The organism is Bradyrhizobium sp. SZCCHNRI2009, from assembly GCF_032485115.1.
Classification (GTDB): domain Bacteria; phylum Pseudomonadota; class Alphaproteobacteria; order Rhizobiales; family Xanthobacteraceae; genus Bradyrhizobium.
Map to the genome: position 1 here is coordinate 628,721 of NZ_JAUEUH010000002.1, position 19,147 is coordinate 647,867.

Genomic DNA, 19,147 nt, shown 5'->3' on the forward strand with positions numbered 1-19,147 from the left:
AGTGGCGCCGATGACCGGCATCCTTCAGAACTATCTCCCCCTCGTCGTTTTCATAGGTGTCGCAGCCATCATCGGGGTGGTGCTGCTGATCGCGCCGTTCCTGGTCGCCTACCAGCAGCCCGATCCCGAGAAGCTCTCCGCGTACGAGTGCGGCTTCAATGCGTTCGACGACGCCCGCATGAAGTTCGACGTCCGCTTCTATCTGGTTGCCATCCTTTTCATCATCTTCGACCTCGAAGTCGCCTTCCTGTTCCCCTGGGCAGTCGCATTCGGCAAGCTCGGCGCGGCCGGCTTCTGGTCGATGCTGGTGTTCCTGGCCGTGTTGACGGTCGGGTTTGCCTACGAATGGAAGAAAGGCGCGCTTGAATGGGATTGAGCCCGACCACGTCCTCGACCGGGCCGGCGATCGCTCCGGCCCCGAAGGGCATTCTCGATCCCGCGACCGGCAGGCCGATCGGTGCCAACGACCCGTATTTCCTCGAGGTCAGGCACGAACTGTCGGACAAGGGATTCTTCGTCGCCACCGCTGACGATCTCATCACCTGGGCCCGCACCGGCTCGCTGATGTGGATGACGTTCGGCCTGGCCTGCTGCGCCGTCGAGATGATGCAGGTCTCGATGCCGCGCTACGACGTCGAGCGGTTCGGCTTCGCGCCGCGCGCCTCGCCGCGCCAGTCCGACGTGATGATCGTCGCCGGCACGCTGACCAACAAGATGGCGCCGGCGCTGCGCAAGGTCTACGACCAGATGCCGGAGCCGCGCTACGTCATCTCGATGGGGTCGTGCGCCAATGGCGGCGGCTACTATCACTATTCCTATTCGGTGGTCCGCGGCTGCGACCGCATCGTTCCCATTGACATCTACGTGCCCGGCTGTCCGCCGACCGCCGAAGCGCTGCTGTACGGTGTGCTGCTGCTGCAGAAGAAGATCCGGCGCACCGGCACCATCGAACGCTGAAGGTTTTTCGTTATGGACGACGGCAGGCTCGACGCCCTTGGGCAGACGATCGTAAGCGCGCTCCCGGGCGCTGCGATCGGCCATACGGTCGCTTTCAATCAGCTCACGGTGAACGTGGAGTCCGCCCGGATCGTCGAGGTCGTGACACATCTGCGCGACGATCCGGCTCTCCGCTTCGTCAACATCACCGACATCACGGCGGTCGACTATCCTGAGCGCGCCAAACGTTTCGATGTTGTCTATCACTTCCTGTCACCGACGCTGAACGCGCGCATCCGGCTGAAGGCCGAGGCCGACGAGACGACGCAGGTGCCGTCGCTGATCGATGTCTTTCCGGGCGCCGATTGGTTCGAGCGCGAGGCCTACGACCTCTACGGCGTGATCTTCGTCGGCCACCCGGACATGCGCCGCCTGCTGACGGATTACGGCTTCGACGGCCATCCGCTGCGCAAGGACTTCCCGACGACGGGGTTCGTCGAGGTGCGTTACGACGATCAGGAGAAGCGGGTCATCTACGAGCCGGTGCGGCTCAACCAGGAATTCCGCAAGTTCGATTTCCTGTCGCCCTGGGAAGGTGCGGACTATCCGCTGCCCGGCGACGAGAAGGCGACGAAGTGAGTGGGAGCGCGAGCATGAACGAGCAGAGCCCGGCCCTCCGCAACTTCACGATCAATTTCGGCCCGCAGCATCCGGCCGCGCACGGCGTTCTGCGCCTGGTGCTGGAGCTGGACGGCGAGGTGGTCGAGCGCGTCGATCCGCATATCGGCCTGCTGCATCGCGGTACCGAGAAGCTGATCGAGACCAAGACCTACATGCAGGCGATGCCCTATTTCGATCGGCTCGACTACGTCGCGCCGATGAATCAGGAGCATGCCTTCTGCCTCGCCGCCGAACGCCTGCTCGGCATCGAGGTTCCGCGCCGCGGCCAGCTGATCCGCGTGCTCTACTCCGAGATCGGACGGCTGCTGTCGCATCTGCTCAACGTCACCACCCAGGCGATGGACGTCGGCGCGCTGACCCCGCCGCTGTGGGGCTTCGAGGAGCGCGAGAAGCTGATGGTGTTCTATGAGCGCGCCTCCGGCTCGCGCATGCACGCCAACTACTTCCGCATCGGTGGCGTCCACCAGGACCTGCCGCCGAAGCTGATCGACGACATCGACGCATTCTGCGATCCGTTCCTGAAGGTGGTCGACGATCTCGACCGGCTCCTCACCGGCAACCGCATCTTCAAGCAGCGTAACGTCGACATCGGCGTCGTGACCCTGAAGCAGGCCTGGGAGTGGGGCTTCTCCGGCGTGATGGTGCGCGGCTCGGGCGCGGCCTGGGACCTGCGCAAGTCGCAGCCCTACGACGTCTATGCCGAGATGGAGTTCGACGTTCCGATCGGCAAGAACGGCGACTGCTACGACCGCTATCTGATCCGCATGGAAGAGATGCGGCAGTCGGTGCGTATCATGAAGCAGTGCATCCAGAAGCTGCGAGCACCGGACGGGCAGGGCCCGGTGATGATCACCGACAACAAGATCGCTCCGCCGCGCCGTGGCGAGATGAAGCGCTCGATGGAAGCGCTGATCCACCACTTCAAACTCTACACCGAAGGCGTGCACGTGCCGGCAGGCGAGATCTATGCGGCCGTCGAGGCGCCGAAGGGCGAGTTCGGCGTCTATCTCGTCGCCGACGGCACCAACAAGCCGTACAAGTGCAAGATCCGCGCTCCGGGCTTCGCGCATCTACAGGCGATGGATTTCATCTGCCGCGGCCATCTGCTCGCCGACGTCTCGGCCATTCTCGGCTCGCTCGACATCGTGTTCGGAGAGGTGGACCGCTGATGGGCCATGCGCCGATCCAGTTCGATCGTGCTTCCGGAGCGCTCGAAGGAGCGAACCTCTGGGAGCGCACGGCTGCATTGGCGCTGTCGACCGGCTCGAAGATTTCCTCGCATTTCTCGCATCGCGGCTACAACCGCTGTGCCAATCTGCTGCGGCTGGCGCTGCCCGAACGCGACATCGCGGTGAAGCTCAACCCGGACGCCGTGTTCGAGTTTCCCTATGGCGACGGCTATTGGAGCAAGCTGCTCAACCGCGACTATCACTATGAGGACGAACTCGAGTTCCTGTTTCTCGGCACTGTCGATGTCGACTACACCTTCATCGACGGCGGGGCCAATTACGGCTACTGGTCGGTGCTGGTGTCGAGCACGCCCTACGGCGCGCACAAGGCGATCGCGATCGAGCCGTCCTCGGCGAACTTCGCCAAGCTCGCGAACAATGCGCAGATCAACGGCGGCCGCTTCGAAGTGATGAAGTGCGCCATCGGCGAACGCCGCGGCGTCGCGCATCTCACCGGTACCAAGCACGAGGCCTTCAGTATCGCCGGCGACAACGCCGGCGGCGAGCAGGTGCCGGTGATGGCGCTCGACGATCTGATCGACGACGGCAAGGTCGCCGCTTCCGGCAAGTACCTGATCAAGCTCGACGTCGAGGGCGTCGAGATCGAGGCGATCAAGGGCGGGGCGCGGCTGCTCGCGACCGACAGCATGATCCTGTGCGAGGAGCACGGCCAGGATCGCAACCATACGGTCTCGCGCTACATCCTCGATCAGACGCCGATGCAACTGATGGTCTACGACCCCGCAAGCGGCCGCCTTGAGACCGTGACAGAGCTGTCGATCCTCGACCGGATCAAGGCGTCCGCCCACGTCGGCTATAACGTGTTCGGAACTGCAAGTGCCTTCTGGCAGAATCGCGTCGCAGCGCTCAATGCAAGTGCCGCGCGCCGCATGCAATGAAAGATTGAAGAGCCATGTCCGTCCGCCGTCTTGCCCCGAAGGAAGTCCAGCCCGCGAGCTTTGCGTTCACGGACGAGAACCTTGCCTTCGCCAAAGCGCAGATCGCGAAATATCCGGAAGGCCGCCAGGCCTCGGCCGTGATCGCGATCCTGTGGCGCGCGCAGGAGCAGAACGAGGGCTGGGTGTCGGAGGCGGCCATCCGCGTCGTCGCCGACATGCTCGGCATGCCCTACATCCGCGTGCTCGAAGTCGCGACCTTCTACACGATGTTCCAGCTGCAGCCGGTCGGCAAGAAGGCGCATGTGCAGGTGTGCGGCACCACGCCGTGCCGTCTGCGCGGCGCCGAAGAACTGATCGAGGTCTGCAAGCATCGCATCCATCACGATCCCTTCCACCTGTCGAAGGACGGCGACTTCAGCTGGGAAGAGGTCGAGTGCCTGGGCGCCTGCGTGAACGCGCCGATGGTGCAGGTCTGGAAGGACACCTATGAGGACCTGACGCCGGAGAGCTTCGGCAAGGTGCTCGACGGCTTCGCGACCGGCAACCTGCCGACGCCGGGTCCGCAGAATGGCCGCCAGTTCTCGGCGCCGGCGGGCGGGCCGACCACGCTGAAGGAGAAGACATGAGCCGCAATCGCACCCGCGTTGCGGCCCTGACCGAAGAGGGCGCCGCAATGAAGAACTGGCGCTACGTGGCACTGCATACGCTCGCAGCCGCCGCTTTCATTTTCGTGCTGCAGCGGTTCGCGCTCAATGCGACGCTGGAGTCCAGTCTGCTGTGGGCCTTGGTGTTCGGCGGCTGCGCCGCCTTCATCGCCACCATGCAGTCGAACCGCTGACACCCGAGGAAGCCGTCTGATCATGCTCGACGACAAGGACCGCATCTTCACCAACCTCTATGGCCTGCATGATTGGGGCCTCGAAGGCGCACGCCGGCGCGGCAGCTGGGATGGCACCAAGGCGCTGATCGAAAAAGGTCGCGACTGGATCATCAACGAGATGAAGGCTTCCGGCCTGCGCGGCCGCGGCGGCGCCGGCTTCCCGACCGGCTTGAAATGGTCGTTCATGCCGAAGGAATCGACCGACGGTCGGCCGAGCTACCTCGTGGTCAACGCCGACGAGTCCGAGCCCGGCACCTGCAAGGATCGCGAGATCATGCGGCACGATCCGCATCATCTCGTCGAGGGCTGCCTGCTGGCCAGCTTCGCGATGAACGCGCATGCCTGCTACATCTATGTGCGCGGCGAGTTCATCCGCGAGCGCGAGCGGCTGCAGGCGGCGATCGATCAGGCCTATGAGGCCAACCTGATCGGCAAGAACAACATCCATGGCTGGCCGTTCGATCTCTATGTCGCGCATGGCGCCGGCGCCTATATCTGCGGCGAGGAGACCGCGCTGCTGGAGAGCCTCGAAGGCAAAAAGGGCCAGCCGCGGCTGAAGCCGCCTTTCCCAGCGAACGTCGGCCTCTATGGCTGCCCGACCACCGTCAACAACGTCGAGTCGATCGCGGTGGCGCCGACCATCCTGCGCCGCGGCGCCGCGTGGTTTGCCGGCATCGGCCGTCCGAACAATGTCGGCACAAAACTGTTCTGCATCTCCGGTCACGTCGAGCGGCCTTGCAACGTCGAAGAGGCGATGGGCATCCCGTTCCGCGAGCTGATCGAGAAGCATTGCGGCGGCATCCGTGGCGGCTGGGACAATCTGAAGGCGGTCATCCCCGGCGGCTCGTCCGTGCGCATGGTGCCGGCCGAGCAGATCATCGATACGCCGATGGATTTCGACAGCCTGTCGAAGCTGCGCTCCGGCCTCGGCACCGCGGCCGTGATCGTGATGGACAAGTCGACCGACCTGATCCGGGCGATCGCGCGCATTTCCTACTTCTACAAGCATGAGAGCTGCGGCCAGTGTACGCCGTGCCGCGAGGGCACCGGCTGGATGTGGCGCGTGCTGACGCGCATGGCCGAGGGCCGGGCGCACAAGCGCGAGATCGACATGCTGCTCGAAGTCACCAAGCAGATCGAGGGCCACACGATCTGCGCGCTGGGCGACGCGGCAGCTTGGCCGATCCAGGGGCTGATCACGCATTTCCGTCACGAGATCGAGGCGCGCATTGACCAGTATTCGCACAAGGCCGATGTCGACGACGTGGGCGTGCGCGATCCCGCGCACATGGTAGCGGCGGAGTAGGTGATGGCGGCCCGGTTCGCCAGCAACGTTTTCCCCGCGCTCGCGCCCTCACGGTGCGCAGCGGCGCGGTGGTCCGTGGTTTGAGAGAGATGTGAGGCAATGACCAAGATCATCATCGATGGCAAAGAGATCGATGTGCCGCCGGAGTACACGCTGTTGCAGGCGTGCGAGGCGGCGGGCGCCGAGATCCCGCGCTTCTGCTATCATGAGCGGCTGTCGATCGCCGGCAACTGCCGGATGTGCCTCGTCGAGGTGAAGGGCGGACCGAAACCGGTCGCGAGCTGCGCCTGGGGCGTGCGCGACTGCCGGCCGGGCCCGAAGGGCGAGCCGCCGGAGATCTCGACGCGGTCGCCGATGGTCAAGAAGGCGCGCGAAGGCGTGATGGAATTCCTTCTGATCAACCATCCGCTGGACTGCCCGATCTGCGACCAGGGCGGCGAGTGTGACCTGCAGGACCAGGCGATGGGCTATGGTGTGGACACCAGCCGCTTCGCCGAGAACAAGCGCGCCGTCGAGGACAAGTATCTCGGCGCATTGGTCAAGACCTCGATGAACCGCTGCATCCAGTGCACGCGTTGCGTCCGCTTCTCGGCGGAAGTCTGCGGCGTGCCGGAAATGGGCGCGATCGGCCGTGGCGAGGACATGGAGATCACGACGTATCTCGAGCAGGCGCTGAGTTCGGAGCTGCAGGGCAATCTGGTCGACATCTGCCCGGTCGGTGCGCTGACCTCGAAGCCCTACGCTTTCGCCGCACGCCCCTGGGAGCTCGGCAAGACGCAGTCGATCGACGTCATGGATGGCGTGGGCTCGGCGATCCGTGTCGACACCCGCGGCCGCGAGGTGATGCGCATCCTGCCGCGCATCAACGATGCCGTGAACGAGGAGTGGATCTCCGACAAGACCCGCCATGTCGTCGACGGCCTGCGCACGCAGCGGCTCGATCGTCCCTACGTTCGCGAGGATGGCAAGCTGCGCGCCGCCTCCTGGCCGGAGGCGTTCAAGGCGATTGCCACCAAGCTGTCGCGCATCGACGGCAAGCGCATCGGCGCGATCGCCGGCGATCTCGCCGCGGTCGAAGAGATGTTCGCGCTCAAGGATCTGCTCGCCAAGCTCGGCTCGACCAACGTCGCGGTGCAAGGCGGTGACAGCTTCGATGCCAAGCTCGGCCGTGCGTCCTATCTGTTCAATCCGACCATCGCGGGTATCGAGCAGGCCGACGCGATCCTGATCATTGGCGCCAATCCGCGCAAGGAAGCGGCCGTGCTCAACGCCCGCATCCGCAAGCGCTGGCGCTCGGGCCAGCTCAAGGTCGGCGTGGTCGGTCCCAAGGCCGACCTGACCTATGCCTATGAGCACATCGGCGCGGGCACGGACTCGCTGAGCGACGTCGCCGCCGGCAAGCACTCGTTTGCGACCACCTTCCGCAACGCCAAGAACCCGATCGTGCTGGTCGGTGCCGGCGCCGCGGCGCGCCACGATGGCGGCGCGATCCTGTCGCTGGCCGCCAAGATCGCGATGGACGTCAACGCCGTGCGCGACGACTGGAACGGCTTTGCCGTGCTGCACGACACCGCCTCGCGGGTCGGCGCCCTCGACATCGGCTTCAACGGCACCGGCCTCACGGCTGCGCAGATGACGACGTTCGGCACCATGGACGTGATGTTCCTGCTCGGCGCCGACGAGGTCGATGTGCCCGAGGGCGTTTTCGTCGTCTACATCGGTACCCATGGCGACCGCGGTGCCCATCGTGCCGATGTCATCCTGCCGGGGGCTGCCTACACCGAGAAGTCCGGGCTCTACGTCAACACCGAGGGCCGGGTGCAGATGACGGGCCGGGCGTCATTCCCGCCGGGCGAGGCACGCGAGGACTGGGCGATCATCCGGGCGCTGTCCGACGTGCTCGGCAGGAAGCTCGGCTACGACTCGCTGGCCGCGCTGCGCGTTGCGATCATCAAGGCCGTGCCGCATCTTGGCCGCGTCGACCAGATCGAGGCGGGCAAGATCGCCGACATCAAGACCCTGGCTGGCAAGGGCGGCAACCTCGAGAAGGCACCGTTCAAGCCGCTGATCGACGACTTCTATCTCACCAATCCGATCGCGCGCGCATCGGCGGTCATGGCGGAATGTTCCCGTCTGGCTTCCGGGCAGATGCTGACGGCAGCGGAGTGAGCGTGACCTGATGGCTGATTTCTTCGCAAGCTCGTTCTGGACCGGCTTCCTCTGGCCGCTGATCATCATGGTCGCGCAGAGCGTCCTGCTGCTCGTCGTCCTGCTGGTCGCGATCGCCTACATCCTGCTGGCCGACCGGAAGATCTGGGCGGCGGTGCAGATCCGCCGGGGTCCCAACGTGGTCGGGCCCTGGGGCCTGTTCCAGTCGTTCGCAGACCTGCTGAAGTTCGTGCTCAAGGAGCCGATCATTCCGGCCGGCGCCAACAAGGGCGTGTTCCTGCTGGCACCGCTGGTGTCCTGCGTGCTGGCGCTGGCGGCCTGGGCGGTGATCCCGACCAATCTCGGCTGGGCGATCGCCGACATCAATGTCGGCATTCTCTTCATCTTCGCGATCTCGTCACTGTCGATCTACGGCATCATCATGGCCGGCTGGTCGTCGAACTCGAAGTATCCGTTCCTGGCGGCGCTGCGCTCGGCGGCGCAGATGGTGTCCTACGAGGTCTCGATCGGCTTCGTCATCATCACCGTGCTGCTCTGCGCCGGCACCTTGAACCTGTCGGCGGTGGTCGAGGCGCAGCATACCCGCGGGCTTGCGAGCCTGATCGGCCTGCCGCAGCTGACGATCCTGAACTGGTACGTCTGGCCGCTGTTCCCGATGTTCGTGGTATTCTACGTCTCGGCGCTGGCCGAGACCAACCGTCCGCCCTTCGATCTCGTCGAGGCGGAATCGGAGCTCGTTGCCGGCTTCATGGTGGAATACGGCTCGACGCCGTATCTGCTGTTCATGCTCGGCGAGTATGTCGCGATCACCACGATGTGCGCGCTGGCGACGATCCTGTTTCTGGGTGGCTGGCTGCCGCCGATCGATCTGCCGCCGTTCAACTGGGTGCCGGGCGTCATCTGGTTCTCGCTCAAGCTGTTCTTCATGTTCTTCCTGATCGCGATGGCGAAAGCGATCGTGCCGCGCTACCGCTACGACCAGTTGATGCGACTGGGCTGGAAAGTGTTCCTGCCGCTGTCGCTGGCCATGGTGGTCACCGTCGCAGGCGTGCTGCACTTCGCCGGCATCGCGCCGAAATGAGGCTGTCATGAACATTTCCGCCACCGCACGGTCGCTGCTGCTGCAGGAGTTCGTCTCCGCGTTCTTCCTCGCGATGCGCTACTTCTTCCAGCCGAAGCCGACCCTGAACTATCCGTTCGAGAAGGGCCCGATCTCGCCGCGCTTTCGCGGCGAGCACGCGTTGCGGCGCTATCCCAATGGCGAAGAGCGCTGCATCGCCTGCAAGCTGTGCGAGGCGGTCTGTCCCGCGCAGGCGATCACGATCGAGGCCGGTCCGCGCCGCAACGACGGCACCCGCCGCACGGTGCGCTACGACATCGACATGGTGAAGTGCATCTATTGCGGCCTGTGCCAGGAAGCTTGTCCGGTCGACGCCATCGTCGAAGGACCGAACTTCGAGTTCGCGACCGAGACCCGCGAGGAGCTGTATTATGACAAGGCCAAGCTGCTCGCGAATGGCGACCGCTGGGAGCGCGAGATCTCCAAAGCCATCGCGCTCGACGCGCCGTACCGCTGAGGCCGTCCGATGATCCCTTTTGAATTCCCCGCGTCATTCCGGGATGGTCCCAAGGACCAGACCTCAGGTGCGCAATTGCGCACCGAGAATCTCGAGATTCCGGGTTCGCGCGTTGCGCGCCCCGGAATGACGGAGCATTGACGATGATCCTTCCTGCGCTCTTCTTCTATCTCTTCGCGGCGGTCTGCGTGGCCTCGGCCGTGATGGTGATCGTCTCGAAGAACCCCGTTCACTCGGTGCTCTATCTGATCCTCGCCTTCGTCAACGCCTCCGGCCTGTTCGTGCTGATGGGCGCCGAATTCCTGGCGATGATCCTCGTGGTCGTCTACGTCGGCGCGGTCGCGGTGCTGTTCTTGTTCGTGATCATGATGCTCGATGTCGACTTCACGGAGCTGCGCGAGGGCTTCCTGCAGTACATGCCGATCGGACTGGTCATCGGCGGCATCTTCCTGTTCGAGCTGCTGCTGACGGTGTCCTACTGGGTCATCAACCCGACGACGCCGAAGGCGATCACCGCGGCGATCCCGACCGACGTCACCAATACCGAGGCGCTCGGCCTCGTGCTCTATACGAAGTACATCCATTACTTCCAGCTCTCCGGCATGATCCTGCTGGTGGCGATGATCGGCGCGATCGTGCTGACGCTGCGCCACAAGGCGAGCGTCAAGCGCCAGGACATCAACGTCCAGAACGCGCGCACGCCGGAGATGGCGATGGCGGTCCGCAAGGTCGCGGTCGGGCAGGGGCTGCAGGACACGGACGCGGCGGAGTGGGTGAAATGACCATCGGATTGGGGCACTATCTCGCCGTCGCTGCCATGCTGTTCACGCTCGGCATCCTCGGCATCTTCCTGAACCGCAAGAACATCATCGTCATCTTGATGTCGGTCGAGCTGATCCTGCTCGCGGTGAACATCAATCTGGTGGCGTTCTCGACATTCCTGGGCGACATCGTCGGGCAGGTGTTCGCGCTGCTGGTTTTGACAGTTGCGGCGGCGGAAGCCGCGATCGGCCTTGCCGTGCTGGTGGTCTACTTCCGCAACCGCGGCTCGATTGCGGTCGAAGACGTCAATATGATGAAGGGCTAAGGGCGCATGATCCGCACAGATGGGGGCCGGCTCGCCGGCAAGGTCATGCGTAAGGGAACGGGCGAATGATCCAGGCCATTGTCTTTCTGCCGCTGCTGGGCGCGATCCTGGCCGGCCTGATCGCGCTGCTCGGCGCGCATGCGCGCCATCCGAGCGGTGATACGGTCGAGCATCATCACGACGACGGTCATCACCACGGCGCCGCCGACGCGCACGCGCATGACGATCACGGCCACGGACACGACGACCATCATGTCGCCGAGCCGCCGGCCTCCGGCACCTGGGCGGCGCAGGTGATCACGACGGCGCTGCTGTTCGTGTCGGCCGGCCTGTCCTGGGCGATGCTGATCAGCGTCGGCTTCATGCACCACGAGGCGGGTGTGAAAGAGCTGTTGCCCTGGATCAATTCCGGCGAGCTGCAGGTGTCCTGGGCGCTGCGTGTCGACACGCTCACGGCGGTGATGCTGGTCGTTGTGACCAGCGTGTCCTCGCTCGTCCACCTCTATTCGATCGGCTATATGGACGAGGATCCGAACCGTCCGCGCTTCTTCGCCTATCTGTCGCTGTTCACCTTCGCGATGCTGATGCTGGTGACCGCGAACAACCTCGTGCAACTGTTCTTCGGCTGGGAGGGCGTCGGTCTGGCGAGCTACCTGCTGATCGGCTTCTGGTTCCAGAAGCCGTCGGCCAACGCTGCCGCCATCAAGGCCTTCGTCGTCAACCGCGTCGGCGATTTCGGCTTCGCGCTCGGCATCTTCGCCGTGTTCCTGCTGGCGAAGTCGACCGACTTCGAGACCATCTTCGCCGCCGCGCCGAGCTTTGCCGGCAAGACGATCAACTTCCTCGGCTGGCATGCCGACGCGCTGACCCTGACCTGCCTGCTGCTGTTCATGGGCGCCATGGGCAAGTCGGCACAGTTCCTGCTGCATACCTGGCTGCCGGACGCGATGGAAGGTCCGACCCCGGTCTCGGCGCTGATCCATGCCGCGACCATGGTCACCGCCGGCGTCTTCATGGTCGCGCGCCTGTCGCCGCTGTTCGAGCTCGCCCCGAACGCCCAGGCCGTCGTGATGTTCTTCGGCGCGACCACGGCGTTCTTCGCTGCGACCGTCGGCCTCGTGCAGAACGACATCAAGCGCATCGTCGCCTACTCGACCTGCTCGCAGCTCGGCTACATGTTCGTGGCGATGGGAGCAGGGGCCTATTCGGTCGGCATGTTCCATCTGTTCACGCATGCCTTCTTTAAGGCGCTGCTGTTCTTGGGCTCTGGCTCGGTGATCTACGCGATGCATCACGAGCAGGACATCCGCAACATGGGCGGCCTGTGGCGCAAGATCCCATACACCTTCGCGGTGATGACGGTCGGCACCCTGGCGCTCACCGGCTTCCCCGGCTTCGCAGGCTTCTTCTCCAAGGATGCGATCATCGAGGCGGCGTACGCCGCGCACAATCCGTTCGCGACCTACGCGTATTTCCTCACCATTGTCGCCGCCGGCCTGACCTCGTTCTATTCCTGGCGCCTGGTGTTCAAGACCTTCTTCGGCACGCCGCACGATCAGCATCATTATGATGCCGCACACGAGAGCCCGATCTGGATGCTCATCCCGATCGGCGTGCTCGCGGCAGGCTCGATCCTGGCCGGCCTCCCGTTCAAGGGCGTGTTCACCGATCCCCATGGCGTCGAGCACTTCTTCGGCGAGTCGCTGAAGATGAACCCGCACATTCTCGAAGACATGGAGCACATGCCGGCCTGGCTCGCTCAGCTTCCCTTCGTCATGATGGTGCTGGGATTTGTGGTCTCCTACATCTTCTACGTCAGACGTCCGGACATCCCGGAGGAGCTCGCCGCGCAGCAGCCGCTGCTCTACAAGTTCCTGCTCAACAAGTGGTACTTCGACGAGCTGTATGACGTGATCTTCGTCCGTCCGGCGAAGTGGCTCGGCCGCTTCCTCTGGAAGAAGGGCGACGGCTTCGTCATCGACGGCTTCGGTCCGGACGGTGTCTCGGCGCGGGTGCTCGACATCACGCGCAACGTCGTCAAGATCCAGACCGGGTACCTCTATCATTACGCCTTTGCCATGCTGATCGGCGTCGCCGGCCTGATCACCTGGTTCATGTTCATGGGGGGCCAGCAATGACCACCTGGCCAATTCTCTCCGTCGTCACCTTCCTGCCGATCGTCGGTGCGCTGCTGATCTATCTGGTCCGCGGCGACGACGAGGCGGCTAGGCGCAATGCGCGCTGGATCGCGCTGTGGACCACGCTGATCACGTTCGGGGTGTCGGTGATCCTGGTGCTGCGCTTCGATCCCGCCCAGACCGACTTCCAATTCGTCGAGAAGTCGAACTGGCTGGCGGCCGGCATCAGCTACCACATGGGCGTCGACGGCATCTCGCTGCCGTTCGTGATCTTGACCACCGCCCTGATGCCGTTCTGCATCATCGCGAGCTGGAAGTCGGTGACCAACCGGCTGCGCGAATACATGATGGCGTTCCTGATCCTGGAAACGCTGATGGTCGGCACGTTCTCGGCGCTCGACCTCGTGCTGTTCTATCTGTTCTTCGAGGGCGGCTTGATCCCGATGTTCCTGATCATCGGCGTCTGGGGCGGTCCGCGCCGGGTCTACGCCTCGTTCAAGTTCTTCCTCTACACGCTGCTCGGCTCGGTGCTGATGCTGCTCGCCATCATGGCGCTGTACTGGAACGCCGGCACGACCGACATTCCGACCTTGATGCATACGGCGGTGCCGCGGTCCTTGCAGACCTGGGCGTGGCTGGCGTTCTTCGCCTCCTTTGCGGTGAAGATGCCGATGTGGCCGGTGCACACCTGGCTGCCGGACGCGCACGTCGAGGCGCCGACCGCGGGCTCGGTGATCCTGGCCGCGATCCTCTTGAAGATGGGTGGCTACGGCTTCCTGCGCTTCTCGCTGCCGATGTTCCCGCTGGCCTCGCACGACTTCGCGCCGCTGGTGTTCACGCTCTCGGCGATCGCGATCATCTACACCTCGCTGGTCGCGCTGATGCAGGAGGACATCAAGAAGCTGATCGCCTACTCATCGGTGGCGCATATGGGCTTCGTCACCATGGGCATCTTCGCGGGCACCATGCAGGGTGTCGCCGGAGGCGTGTTCCAGATGATTTCGCACGGTATCGTCTCGGGCGCGCTGTTCCTTTGCGTCGGCGTGGTCTATGACCGCATGCATACCCGCGAGATCGCGGCCTACGGCGGCCTCGTGAACCGGATGCCGGTCTATGCTCTGGTGTTCATGGTGTTCACGATGGCCAATGTCGGCCTGCCCGGCACGTCCGGCTTCGTCGGCGAGTTCATGACTCTGCTCGGCACTTTCAAGGTGTCGATCCCGACCGCGTTCTTCGCGACATCAGGCGTCATCCTCTCGGCGGCCTACGCGTTGTGGCTTTACCGCAAGGTGGTGTTCGGTGCGCTGACCAAGCCGTCGCTCGCCAGCATCAAAGATCTCACCCTGCGTGAGGGCGTGATCCTGTTTCCGCTGGTGGCGCTGACCATCCTGTTCGGCGTTTATCCGAAGCCGATCCTCGACATGTCGGCCGCGTCGGTGCAGCAGCTCGTCAACAACTACAATACCGCCGTGACGGCCGTGAAGGCCGCCGCGCTGCTCCAATGATGAGACCTTGAGGGGTCGGGACACAGACGATGATCGAGAATCTTGGGCCTCAGCTTTGGGTGGTGCTGCCGGAGCTGTTGTTGGCCGTGGGGGCCATGGCGCTGTTGATGCTGGGCGCGTTTCGCGGGCAGGAGACGACGGGGCTCGTCACGTGGTTGGCGGTCGCTCTGCTGATCGTGGTCGGCATCCTCGTGCTCAGGCAGCCGGGCGGCCAGGCCTTCGGCGGCAGCTTCATCGCTGACAGCTATGCGCGCTTCCTGAAGATCCTGGCGCTGATCGGTTCGATCGCGACCCTGATCATGTCGGCGGAGTTCCTGTCGAAGCCCGATCGTCGCATCTTCGAATATGCGATCCTCGTGCTGCTCTCGACCTTGGGCATGCTGGTGCTGATCTCGGCCGGCGACCTGATCACGCTCTACCTCGGCCTCGAGCTGATGTCGCTCGCGCTCTACGTCGTCGCGGCCAGCCATCGCGACAACGTCAAGTCGACCGAAGCCGGCCTGAAGTATTTCGTGCTGGGCGCGCTGTCCTCCGGCATGCTGCTCTACGGCGCCTCGCTGATCTACGGCTTCACCGGCACGGTGAGCTTTGCCGGGATCGCGGCGGCGACGAAGACCGGCAGCGTCGGCATCATTTTCGGCCTCGTCTTCCTGTTCGCCGGCATGTGCTTCAAGGTCTCGGCGGTGCCGTTCCACATGTGGACGCCGGACGTCTATGAAGGCGCGCCGACGCCGGTGACGGCGTTCTTCGCCTCCGCGCCCAAGGTCGCGGCGATGGCCGTGTTCGCGCGCGTCGCGCTGACGGCGTTTCCCGGCATCACCTTCCAGTGGCAGCAGATCATCGTGTTCGTCTCGATCGCCTCGATGGCGCTCGGCTCGTTCGCCGCGATCGGCCAGACCAACATCAAGCGCCTGATGGCCTATTCGTCGATCGGCCACATGGGCTTCGCGCTGGTCGGTCTCGCCGCCGGTACGGTCGAGGGCGCGCAGGGCGTGCTGACCTACATCGCGATCTATGTCGCGATGACGCTCGGCTCGTTCGCCGTGATCATGGCGATCAAGCGCAACGGCCAGTCGTTCGAGAAGATCAGCGACTTCTCGGGGCTGTCGCGCACCAATCCGCTGCTTGCCTTCTTCTTCGCGATGCTGCTGTTCTCGCTGGCCGGCGTGCCGCCGCTCGCGGGCTTCTTCGCCAAATGGTACGTCTTCGTCGCTGCCATCAAGGCCGGGCTGTTCACGCTGTCGGTGATCGGCGTGCTCACCAGCGTGGTCGGCGCCTACTATTATCTCCTGATCGTCAAGACGATGTATTTCGACGAGCCGCTGCCGACGCTCGATCCGGTCCGTATCGAGCTGCGCACGGTGCTCGCGATCTCCGGCGTCTTCAACATCCTGTTCTTCGCCTATCCCGGCCCGCTGGTCAGCGCGGCCGCGGCCGCGGCGAAGTCGCTGTTCTAGATGACGTTTGCGCTAGGGTCCCAGGCTGACAAGGCTGGCTACCGACTCGTCACGTTCGACCAGACCGGCTCAACCAATGTCGAGGCGCTGAAGTCGGCCCGAGAGGGCGGCAGGGCGCCGTGCTGGTTCGTCACGTCTGAGCAGACGGCCGGGCGCGGCCGGCGCCAGCGCCCGTGGATCGCCCCGCGCGGCAATCTGGCCTCGAGCGTGCTGGAAGTGCTGAACGTGGCTCCTGCGATCGCAGCCACACTCGGCTTCGCCGCCGGCCTCTCCATCGAGAGCGCGTTGCGCCAGGTGAGCATCGAGGCCGCGCTGCGGTCCGGAGCACGCGCGTCATTCGCGCTGAAATGGCCCAACGACGTGCTGGCTGACGGCCGCAAGATCGTCGGCATGCTGCTCGAGGCGGAGCAGGTGGCTCAAGGGCTTGCGGTGGTTGCCGGTATTGGAACCAACGTGGTGGCGGCGCCGCTGGATACCCCGACACCGGCGGTGTCGTTGGCGGACCTCGGCATCCAGGTGACCGCCGAGGACCTGTTCTCGGCGCTGTCGGATGCCTGGGTCGAGTATTTCGGCATCTGGAACGAGGGACGGGGCTTCGGTGACATCCGGAAACTCTGGCTCGAGCGCGCCGCAGGCCTCGGCCAGCCGGTCGCCATCAGGTCTGGACATGCTATCATCGAGGGGATTTTCGACACGATCGACGAACAGGGTTGTATGCTGGTGCGGACCGCGGAGGGACGATTGGAGCCGATCACGGCCGGTGATGTTCATTTCGGCTCGGTCGCATCCAAAGGAGCGGTCTAGATGGCACGTCCCGACGAACTGACATTTGCGCCGCTCGGAGGTGTCGGCGAGATCGGCATGAACCTGTCGATCTACGGGCTCGGCAATCGCCACCAGCGCTCATGGCTCGCGATCGATCTTGGCGTCTCCTTCGGCGACGAGGAGCATCTGCCGGGCATCGACCTGATCATGCCCGACGTCGCTTTCCTGGAGAAGGAGCGCAACAATCTCGTCGGCCTCGTGCTGACCCACGCGCATGAGGATCATTTCGGCGCGATCATAGACCTGTGGCCGCGGCTGAAGTGCCCGATCTACGCGACCAAGTTCAGCGCCGCACTGTTCGAGGCCAAGTGCGAGGCCGAGCGCCTCCCAGCCAAGATCCCGGTCAAGGTGATCCCCTCCGGCGGCCGCGTCGATATCGGTCCGTTCAACGTCGAGTTCATTCCGGTCGCGCATTCGATCCCTGAATCGCACGCGCTGGCGATCCACACCGAGGTCGGCACTGTCCTGCATACCGGCGACTGGAAGATCGATCCGACGCCGGTGCTGGGCGCGCCGACCGACGAGAAGCGGCTGCGCGAACTCGGTGATGCCGGATTGCTCGCACTGATCGGCGACTCCACCAATGCCGTGCGCGAGGGACGCTCGCCGTCCGAGGCCGAGGTTGCCAAGACGATCGCGGCTTTGGTGAAGGAAGCAAAGGGCCGCGTGGCCGTGACCACCTTCGCCTCCAACGTCGCGCGTATCCGCGCCGTTGCCGAAGCGGCGCGCGAGGCCGAGCGCGAGGTCGTCATCGTCGGCCGTGCCATGGAACGCGTGGTCCAGGTCGCGCGTGAGACCGGTTATCTCGACGGCGTGCAGAACTTCCGCGGCATGGATCTCTACGGCCATTTCCCGGCCGACAAGGTGCTCGCGCTCTGCACCGGCAGCCAGGGCGAGCCGCGCGCGGCGCTCTCGCGCATCGCCAATGACGATCATCCGCTGGTCACCTTGAACAAGGGCGACACCGTCATCTTCTCGTCGCGCACCATCCCCGGCAACGAGAAGGCGGTCGGCGCCGTCATCAACGGGCTGGTGCAGCAGGGCATCGAGATCATCACCGACCGCAACCATCTCGTCCATGTCTCCGGCCACCCGCGCCGCGACGAGCTGCGCGACATGATCGCGTGGACGCGGCCGCAGCTCCTGATCCCCGTGCATGGCGAGGCGCTGCATCTGCACGAGCACGCGAGGCTGGCGCGCGCCTGCGGCGTGCCCAAGGTCATCACCTGCCGCAATGGCGACCTCGTCAAGCTCGGCCCCGGTGATCCCGGGATCATCGACCAACTGCCGGCGGGGCGGCTCTACAAGGACGGCAGCATCGTCGAGGATTCGAAGTCGCGCGCCGTGGTCGAGCGTCGCAAGATGGCCTTTGCCGGCTGCATCTTCGTGGCGCTCGCCATCACCGAGAAGGGCGAGCTGGCCGACGATCCCGAGGTCGACATGGTCGGCATCCCCGAGAAGAATGCGGCGGGCGAGGAGATGGACGACATCGTCTTCGATGCTGTCGTTTCCACCTTCGAAGGTCTGCCGCGGGCGCGTCGGCGCGATTCTGACGCCGCGGCAGAATCCGTCCGGCGGGCGGTGCGTTCGGCGGTCAATGAGCAGTGGGGCAAGAAGCCGATCTGTCTCGTCCATGTGTTGGAAGTCTGACGCGGGCCTGCTGAACGGCCGTTCAAAAAGAAAAGTGGAGGATGTCATGCTGGGCCGGCTCAACCACGTCGCCATCGCGGTCAAGGACGCCGAAAAGGCCGCCAGGATTTATGGTGCCGCATTCGGTGCTGAGATTTCGGCGGCGGTGCCGCTGCCGGAGCATGGCGTGATCACGGTGTTCGTCACTCTGCCCAACACCAAGATCGAGTTCATCCAGCCGCTGGGCGAGGCGTCACCGATCGCCAAATTCCTCGAGCGCAATGCGGACGGCGGCATCCATCACGTCTGCTACGAGGTGGCCGACATCATCGCCTCGCGCGACACCCTGATCAAGGAGGGCGCCCGCGTGCTCGGCGACGGCCAGCCGAAGATCGGCGCGCATGGCAAGCCGGTGCTGTTCCTGCATCCGAAGGATTTTTCCGGCGCGCTCGTCGAGATCGAGCAGGCCTGAGGCAGCGGGGCAGCGATGGCCTACACGATCTCCACCTGGCTCGCGATCTACTTCGTGATGTGGTGGGTCACGCTGTTCGTGACCCTGCCGTTCGGCATCCGCAGCCAGCACGAGTCCGGCGGAGGCCCGCTAGGCACCGATCCCGGTGCGCCGACGATCAGCCGAATGGGGCGGCGCCTGATCTGGACGACGCTGCTGTCGGCCGCGATCTTCGCCCTGTCACTCGTGGCCTATCAGGCCGGCTATCTCAGCGTTGAGCGGCTGTCGCGGCTGATGGGCGTGCCATTCTGAGCCGATTGCGTTGCACAATTTTCGCTGCGAGGCCGGTGCGCGGACGCGCATCGGCTTTTTTGTTAT

At 64.5% G+C, this 19,147-nt stretch carries 20 protein-coding genes; all 20 read left to right on the forward strand.

The features are described from left to right. Window positions 1-10: 10 nt before the first annotated feature. The 20 genes from QX041_RS10460 to QX041_RS10555 all read left to right on the forward strand — a co-directional run bounded on the left by QX041_RS10460 (window position 11) and on the right by QX041_RS10555 (window position 19,081). Window positions 11-376 carry an NADH-quinone oxidoreductase subunit A gene (locus tag QX041_RS10460; RefSeq protein WP_008964559.1) on the forward strand — a complete coding sequence of 122 codons (366 nt, stop codon included), beginning with the start codon at window positions 11-13 and terminating at the stop codon, window positions 374-376. Then, a complete protein-coding gene (locus QX041_RS10465; protein ID WP_173424458.1) occupies window positions 373-957 on the forward strand; it encodes a NuoB/complex I 20 kDa subunit family protein in 585 nt (194 codons plus the stop codon). The genes QX041_RS10460 and QX041_RS10465 overlap by 4 nt, the downstream gene beginning before the upstream one ends. Window positions 958-969: 12 nt before the next feature. Further along, window positions 970-1,575 (forward strand): NADH-quinone oxidoreductase subunit C, encoded by a 606-nt coding sequence (locus QX041_RS10470; RefSeq protein WP_315750887.1) that lies wholly within the window; start codon window positions 970-972, stop codon window positions 1,573-1,575. Window positions 1,576-1,589: 14 nt separating this feature from the next. Then, window positions 1,590-2,786 (forward strand): NADH-quinone oxidoreductase subunit D, encoded by a 1,197-nt coding sequence (locus QX041_RS10475; RefSeq protein WP_315711546.1) that lies wholly within the window; start codon window positions 1,590-1,592, stop codon window positions 2,784-2,786. Further along, window positions 2,786-3,745: an FkbM family methyltransferase gene (locus QX041_RS10480; RefSeq protein WP_315711548.1), complete on the forward strand. Its 960-nt coding sequence runs from the start codon at window positions 2,786-2,788 to the stop codon at window positions 3,743-3,745. Before QX041_RS10475 ends, QX041_RS10480 begins: the two co-directional genes overlap by 1 nt. Before the next feature lie 14 nt (window positions 3,746-3,759). Continuing rightward, entirely contained in the window at window positions 3,760-4,371 is a 612-nt protein-coding gene (nuoE, locus tag QX041_RS10485; protein ID WP_172109602.1) for an NADH-quinone oxidoreductase subunit NuoE, read from the forward strand. Next, on the forward strand, window positions 4,368-4,583 hold the full coding sequence (locus QX041_RS10490; protein WP_315711550.1) for a hypothetical protein: 216 nt from the start codon (window positions 4,368-4,370) through the stop codon (window positions 4,581-4,583). Before nuoE ends, QX041_RS10490 begins: the two co-directional genes overlap by 4 nt. A 22-nt stretch (window positions 4,584-4,605) precedes the next feature. Further along, a complete protein-coding gene (gene nuoF, locus QX041_RS10495) occupies window positions 4,606-5,931 on the forward strand; it encodes an NADH-quinone oxidoreductase subunit NuoF (RefSeq protein ID WP_315711552.1) in 1,326 nt (441 codons plus the stop codon). Between the two features lie 99 nt (window positions 5,932-6,030). Then, a complete protein-coding gene (gene nuoG / locus QX041_RS10500; protein ID WP_315711555.1) occupies window positions 6,031-8,100 on the forward strand; it encodes an NADH-quinone oxidoreductase subunit NuoG in 2,070 nt (689 codons plus the stop codon). 10 nt (window positions 8,101-8,110) lie between these two features. Further along, window positions 8,111-9,181, forward strand: coding sequence for an NADH-quinone oxidoreductase subunit NuoH (gene nuoH, locus QX041_RS10505; protein ID WP_316165224.1), 1,071 nt, complete (start codon window positions 8,111-8,113; stop codon window positions 9,179-9,181). A 7-nt stretch (window positions 9,182-9,188) separates the two neighbouring features. Further along, on the forward strand, window positions 9,189-9,677 hold the full coding sequence (nuoI, locus tag QX041_RS10510) for an NADH-quinone oxidoreductase subunit NuoI (protein ID WP_006611003.1): 489 nt from the start codon (window positions 9,189-9,191) through the stop codon (window positions 9,675-9,677). A gap of 143 nt (window positions 9,678-9,820) precedes the next feature. Further along, window positions 9,821-10,459, forward strand: a complete 639-nt coding sequence (locus QX041_RS10515; RefSeq protein WP_316165226.1) for an NADH-quinone oxidoreductase subunit J — start codon at window positions 9,821-9,823, stop codon at window positions 10,457-10,459. Beyond that, window positions 10,456-10,764 carry an NADH-quinone oxidoreductase subunit NuoK gene (gene nuoK / locus QX041_RS10520; protein ID WP_315711558.1) on the forward strand — a complete coding sequence of 103 codons (309 nt, stop codon included), beginning with the start codon at window positions 10,456-10,458 and terminating at the stop codon, window positions 10,762-10,764. Before QX041_RS10515 ends, nuoK begins: the two co-directional genes overlap by 4 nt. A gap of 65 nt (window positions 10,765-10,829) precedes the next feature. Next, a complete protein-coding gene (gene nuoL, locus QX041_RS10525; protein WP_315750892.1) occupies window positions 10,830-12,902 on the forward strand; it encodes an NADH-quinone oxidoreductase subunit L in 2,073 nt (690 codons plus the stop codon). After that, the gene (locus tag QX041_RS10530; protein ID WP_315711560.1) at window positions 12,899-14,407 is read left to right on the forward strand and encodes an NADH-quinone oxidoreductase subunit M; all 1,509 of its coding nucleotides are present in this window, start codon (window positions 12,899-12,901) and stop codon (window positions 14,405-14,407) included. The genes nuoL and QX041_RS10530 overlap by 4 nt, the downstream gene beginning before the upstream one ends. A 29-nt stretch (window positions 14,408-14,436) precedes the next feature. Beyond that, entirely contained in the window at window positions 14,437-15,864 is a 1,428-nt protein-coding gene (gene nuoN / locus QX041_RS10535; protein WP_315711561.1) for an NADH-quinone oxidoreductase subunit NuoN, read from the forward strand. After that, window positions 15,865-16,668: a biotin--[acetyl-CoA-carboxylase] ligase gene (locus tag QX041_RS10540; RefSeq protein ID WP_316165228.1), complete on the forward strand. Its 804-nt coding sequence runs from the start codon at window positions 15,865-15,867 to the stop codon at window positions 16,666-16,668. Next, a complete protein-coding gene (locus QX041_RS10545) occupies window positions 16,669-18,339 on the forward strand; it encodes a ribonuclease J (protein WP_315711563.1) in 1,671 nt (556 codons plus the stop codon). Window positions 18,340-18,385: 46 nt separating this feature from the next. After that, a complete protein-coding gene (gene mce / locus QX041_RS10550; protein WP_315711564.1) occupies window positions 18,386-18,790 on the forward strand; it encodes a methylmalonyl-CoA epimerase in 405 nt (134 codons plus the stop codon). A 15-nt stretch (window positions 18,791-18,805) separates the two neighbouring features. After that, window positions 18,806-19,081: a DUF1467 family protein gene (locus QX041_RS10555; RefSeq protein ID WP_315827167.1), complete on the forward strand. Its 276-nt coding sequence runs from the start codon at window positions 18,806-18,808 to the stop codon at window positions 19,079-19,081. The last annotated feature ends 66 nt before the right edge of the window (window positions 19,082-19,147 follow it).

Excerpts from the sequence above, each read along its gene's own strand:
- QX041_RS10460 (WP_008964559.1), top strand. The coding sequence starts at position 11 with ATGACCGGCATCCTTCAGAACTATCTCCCCCTCGTCGTTTTCATAGGT.
- QX041_RS10470 (WP_315750887.1), top strand. The coding sequence starts at position 970 with ATGGACGACGGCAGGCTCGACGCCCTTGGGCAGACGATCGTAAGCGCG.
- QX041_RS10475 (WP_315711546.1), top strand. The coding sequence starts at position 1,590 with ATGAACGAGCAGAGCCCGGCCCTCCGCAACTTCACGATCAATTTCGGC.
- QX041_RS10480 (WP_315711548.1), top strand. The coding sequence starts at position 2,786 with ATGGGCCATGCGCCGATCCAGTTCGATCGTGCTTCCGGAGCGCTCGAA.
- nuoE (WP_172109602.1), top strand. The coding sequence starts at position 3,760 with ATGTCCGTCCGCCGTCTTGCCCCGAAGGAAGTCCAGCCCGCGAGCTTT.
- QX041_RS10490 (WP_315711550.1), top strand. The coding sequence starts at position 4,368 with ATGAGCCGCAATCGCACCCGCGTTGCGGCCCTGACCGAAGAGGGCGCC.
- nuoF (WP_315711552.1), top strand. The coding sequence starts at position 4,606 with ATGCTCGACGACAAGGACCGCATCTTCACCAACCTCTATGGCCTGCAT.
- nuoG (WP_315711555.1), top strand. The coding sequence starts at position 6,031 with ATGACCAAGATCATCATCGATGGCAAAGAGATCGATGTGCCGCCGGAG.
- nuoH (WP_316165224.1), top strand. The coding sequence starts at position 8,111 with ATGGCTGATTTCTTCGCAAGCTCGTTCTGGACCGGCTTCCTCTGGCCG.
- nuoI (WP_006611003.1), top strand. The coding sequence starts at position 9,189 with ATGAACATTTCCGCCACCGCACGGTCGCTGCTGCTGCAGGAGTTCGTC.
- QX041_RS10515 (WP_316165226.1), top strand. The coding sequence starts at position 9,821 with ATGATCCTTCCTGCGCTCTTCTTCTATCTCTTCGCGGCGGTCTGCGTG.
- nuoK (WP_315711558.1), top strand. The coding sequence starts at position 10,456 with ATGACCATCGGATTGGGGCACTATCTCGCCGTCGCTGCCATGCTGTTC.
- nuoL (WP_315750892.1), top strand. The coding sequence starts at position 10,830 with ATGATCCAGGCCATTGTCTTTCTGCCGCTGCTGGGCGCGATCCTGGCC.
- QX041_RS10530 (WP_315711560.1), top strand. The coding sequence starts at position 12,899 with ATGACCACCTGGCCAATTCTCTCCGTCGTCACCTTCCTGCCGATCGTC.
- nuoN (WP_315711561.1), top strand. The coding sequence starts at position 14,437 with ATGATCGAGAATCTTGGGCCTCAGCTTTGGGTGGTGCTGCCGGAGCTG.
- QX041_RS10540 (WP_316165228.1), top strand. The coding sequence starts at position 15,865 with ATGACGTTTGCGCTAGGGTCCCAGGCTGACAAGGCTGGCTACCGACTC.
- QX041_RS10545 (WP_315711563.1), top strand. The coding sequence starts at position 16,669 with ATGGCACGTCCCGACGAACTGACATTTGCGCCGCTCGGAGGTGTCGGC.
- mce (WP_315711564.1), top strand. The coding sequence starts at position 18,386 with ATGCTGGGCCGGCTCAACCACGTCGCCATCGCGGTCAAGGACGCCGAA.
- QX041_RS10555 (WP_315827167.1), top strand. The coding sequence starts at position 18,806 with ATGGCCTACACGATCTCCACCTGGCTCGCGATCTACTTCGTGATGTGG.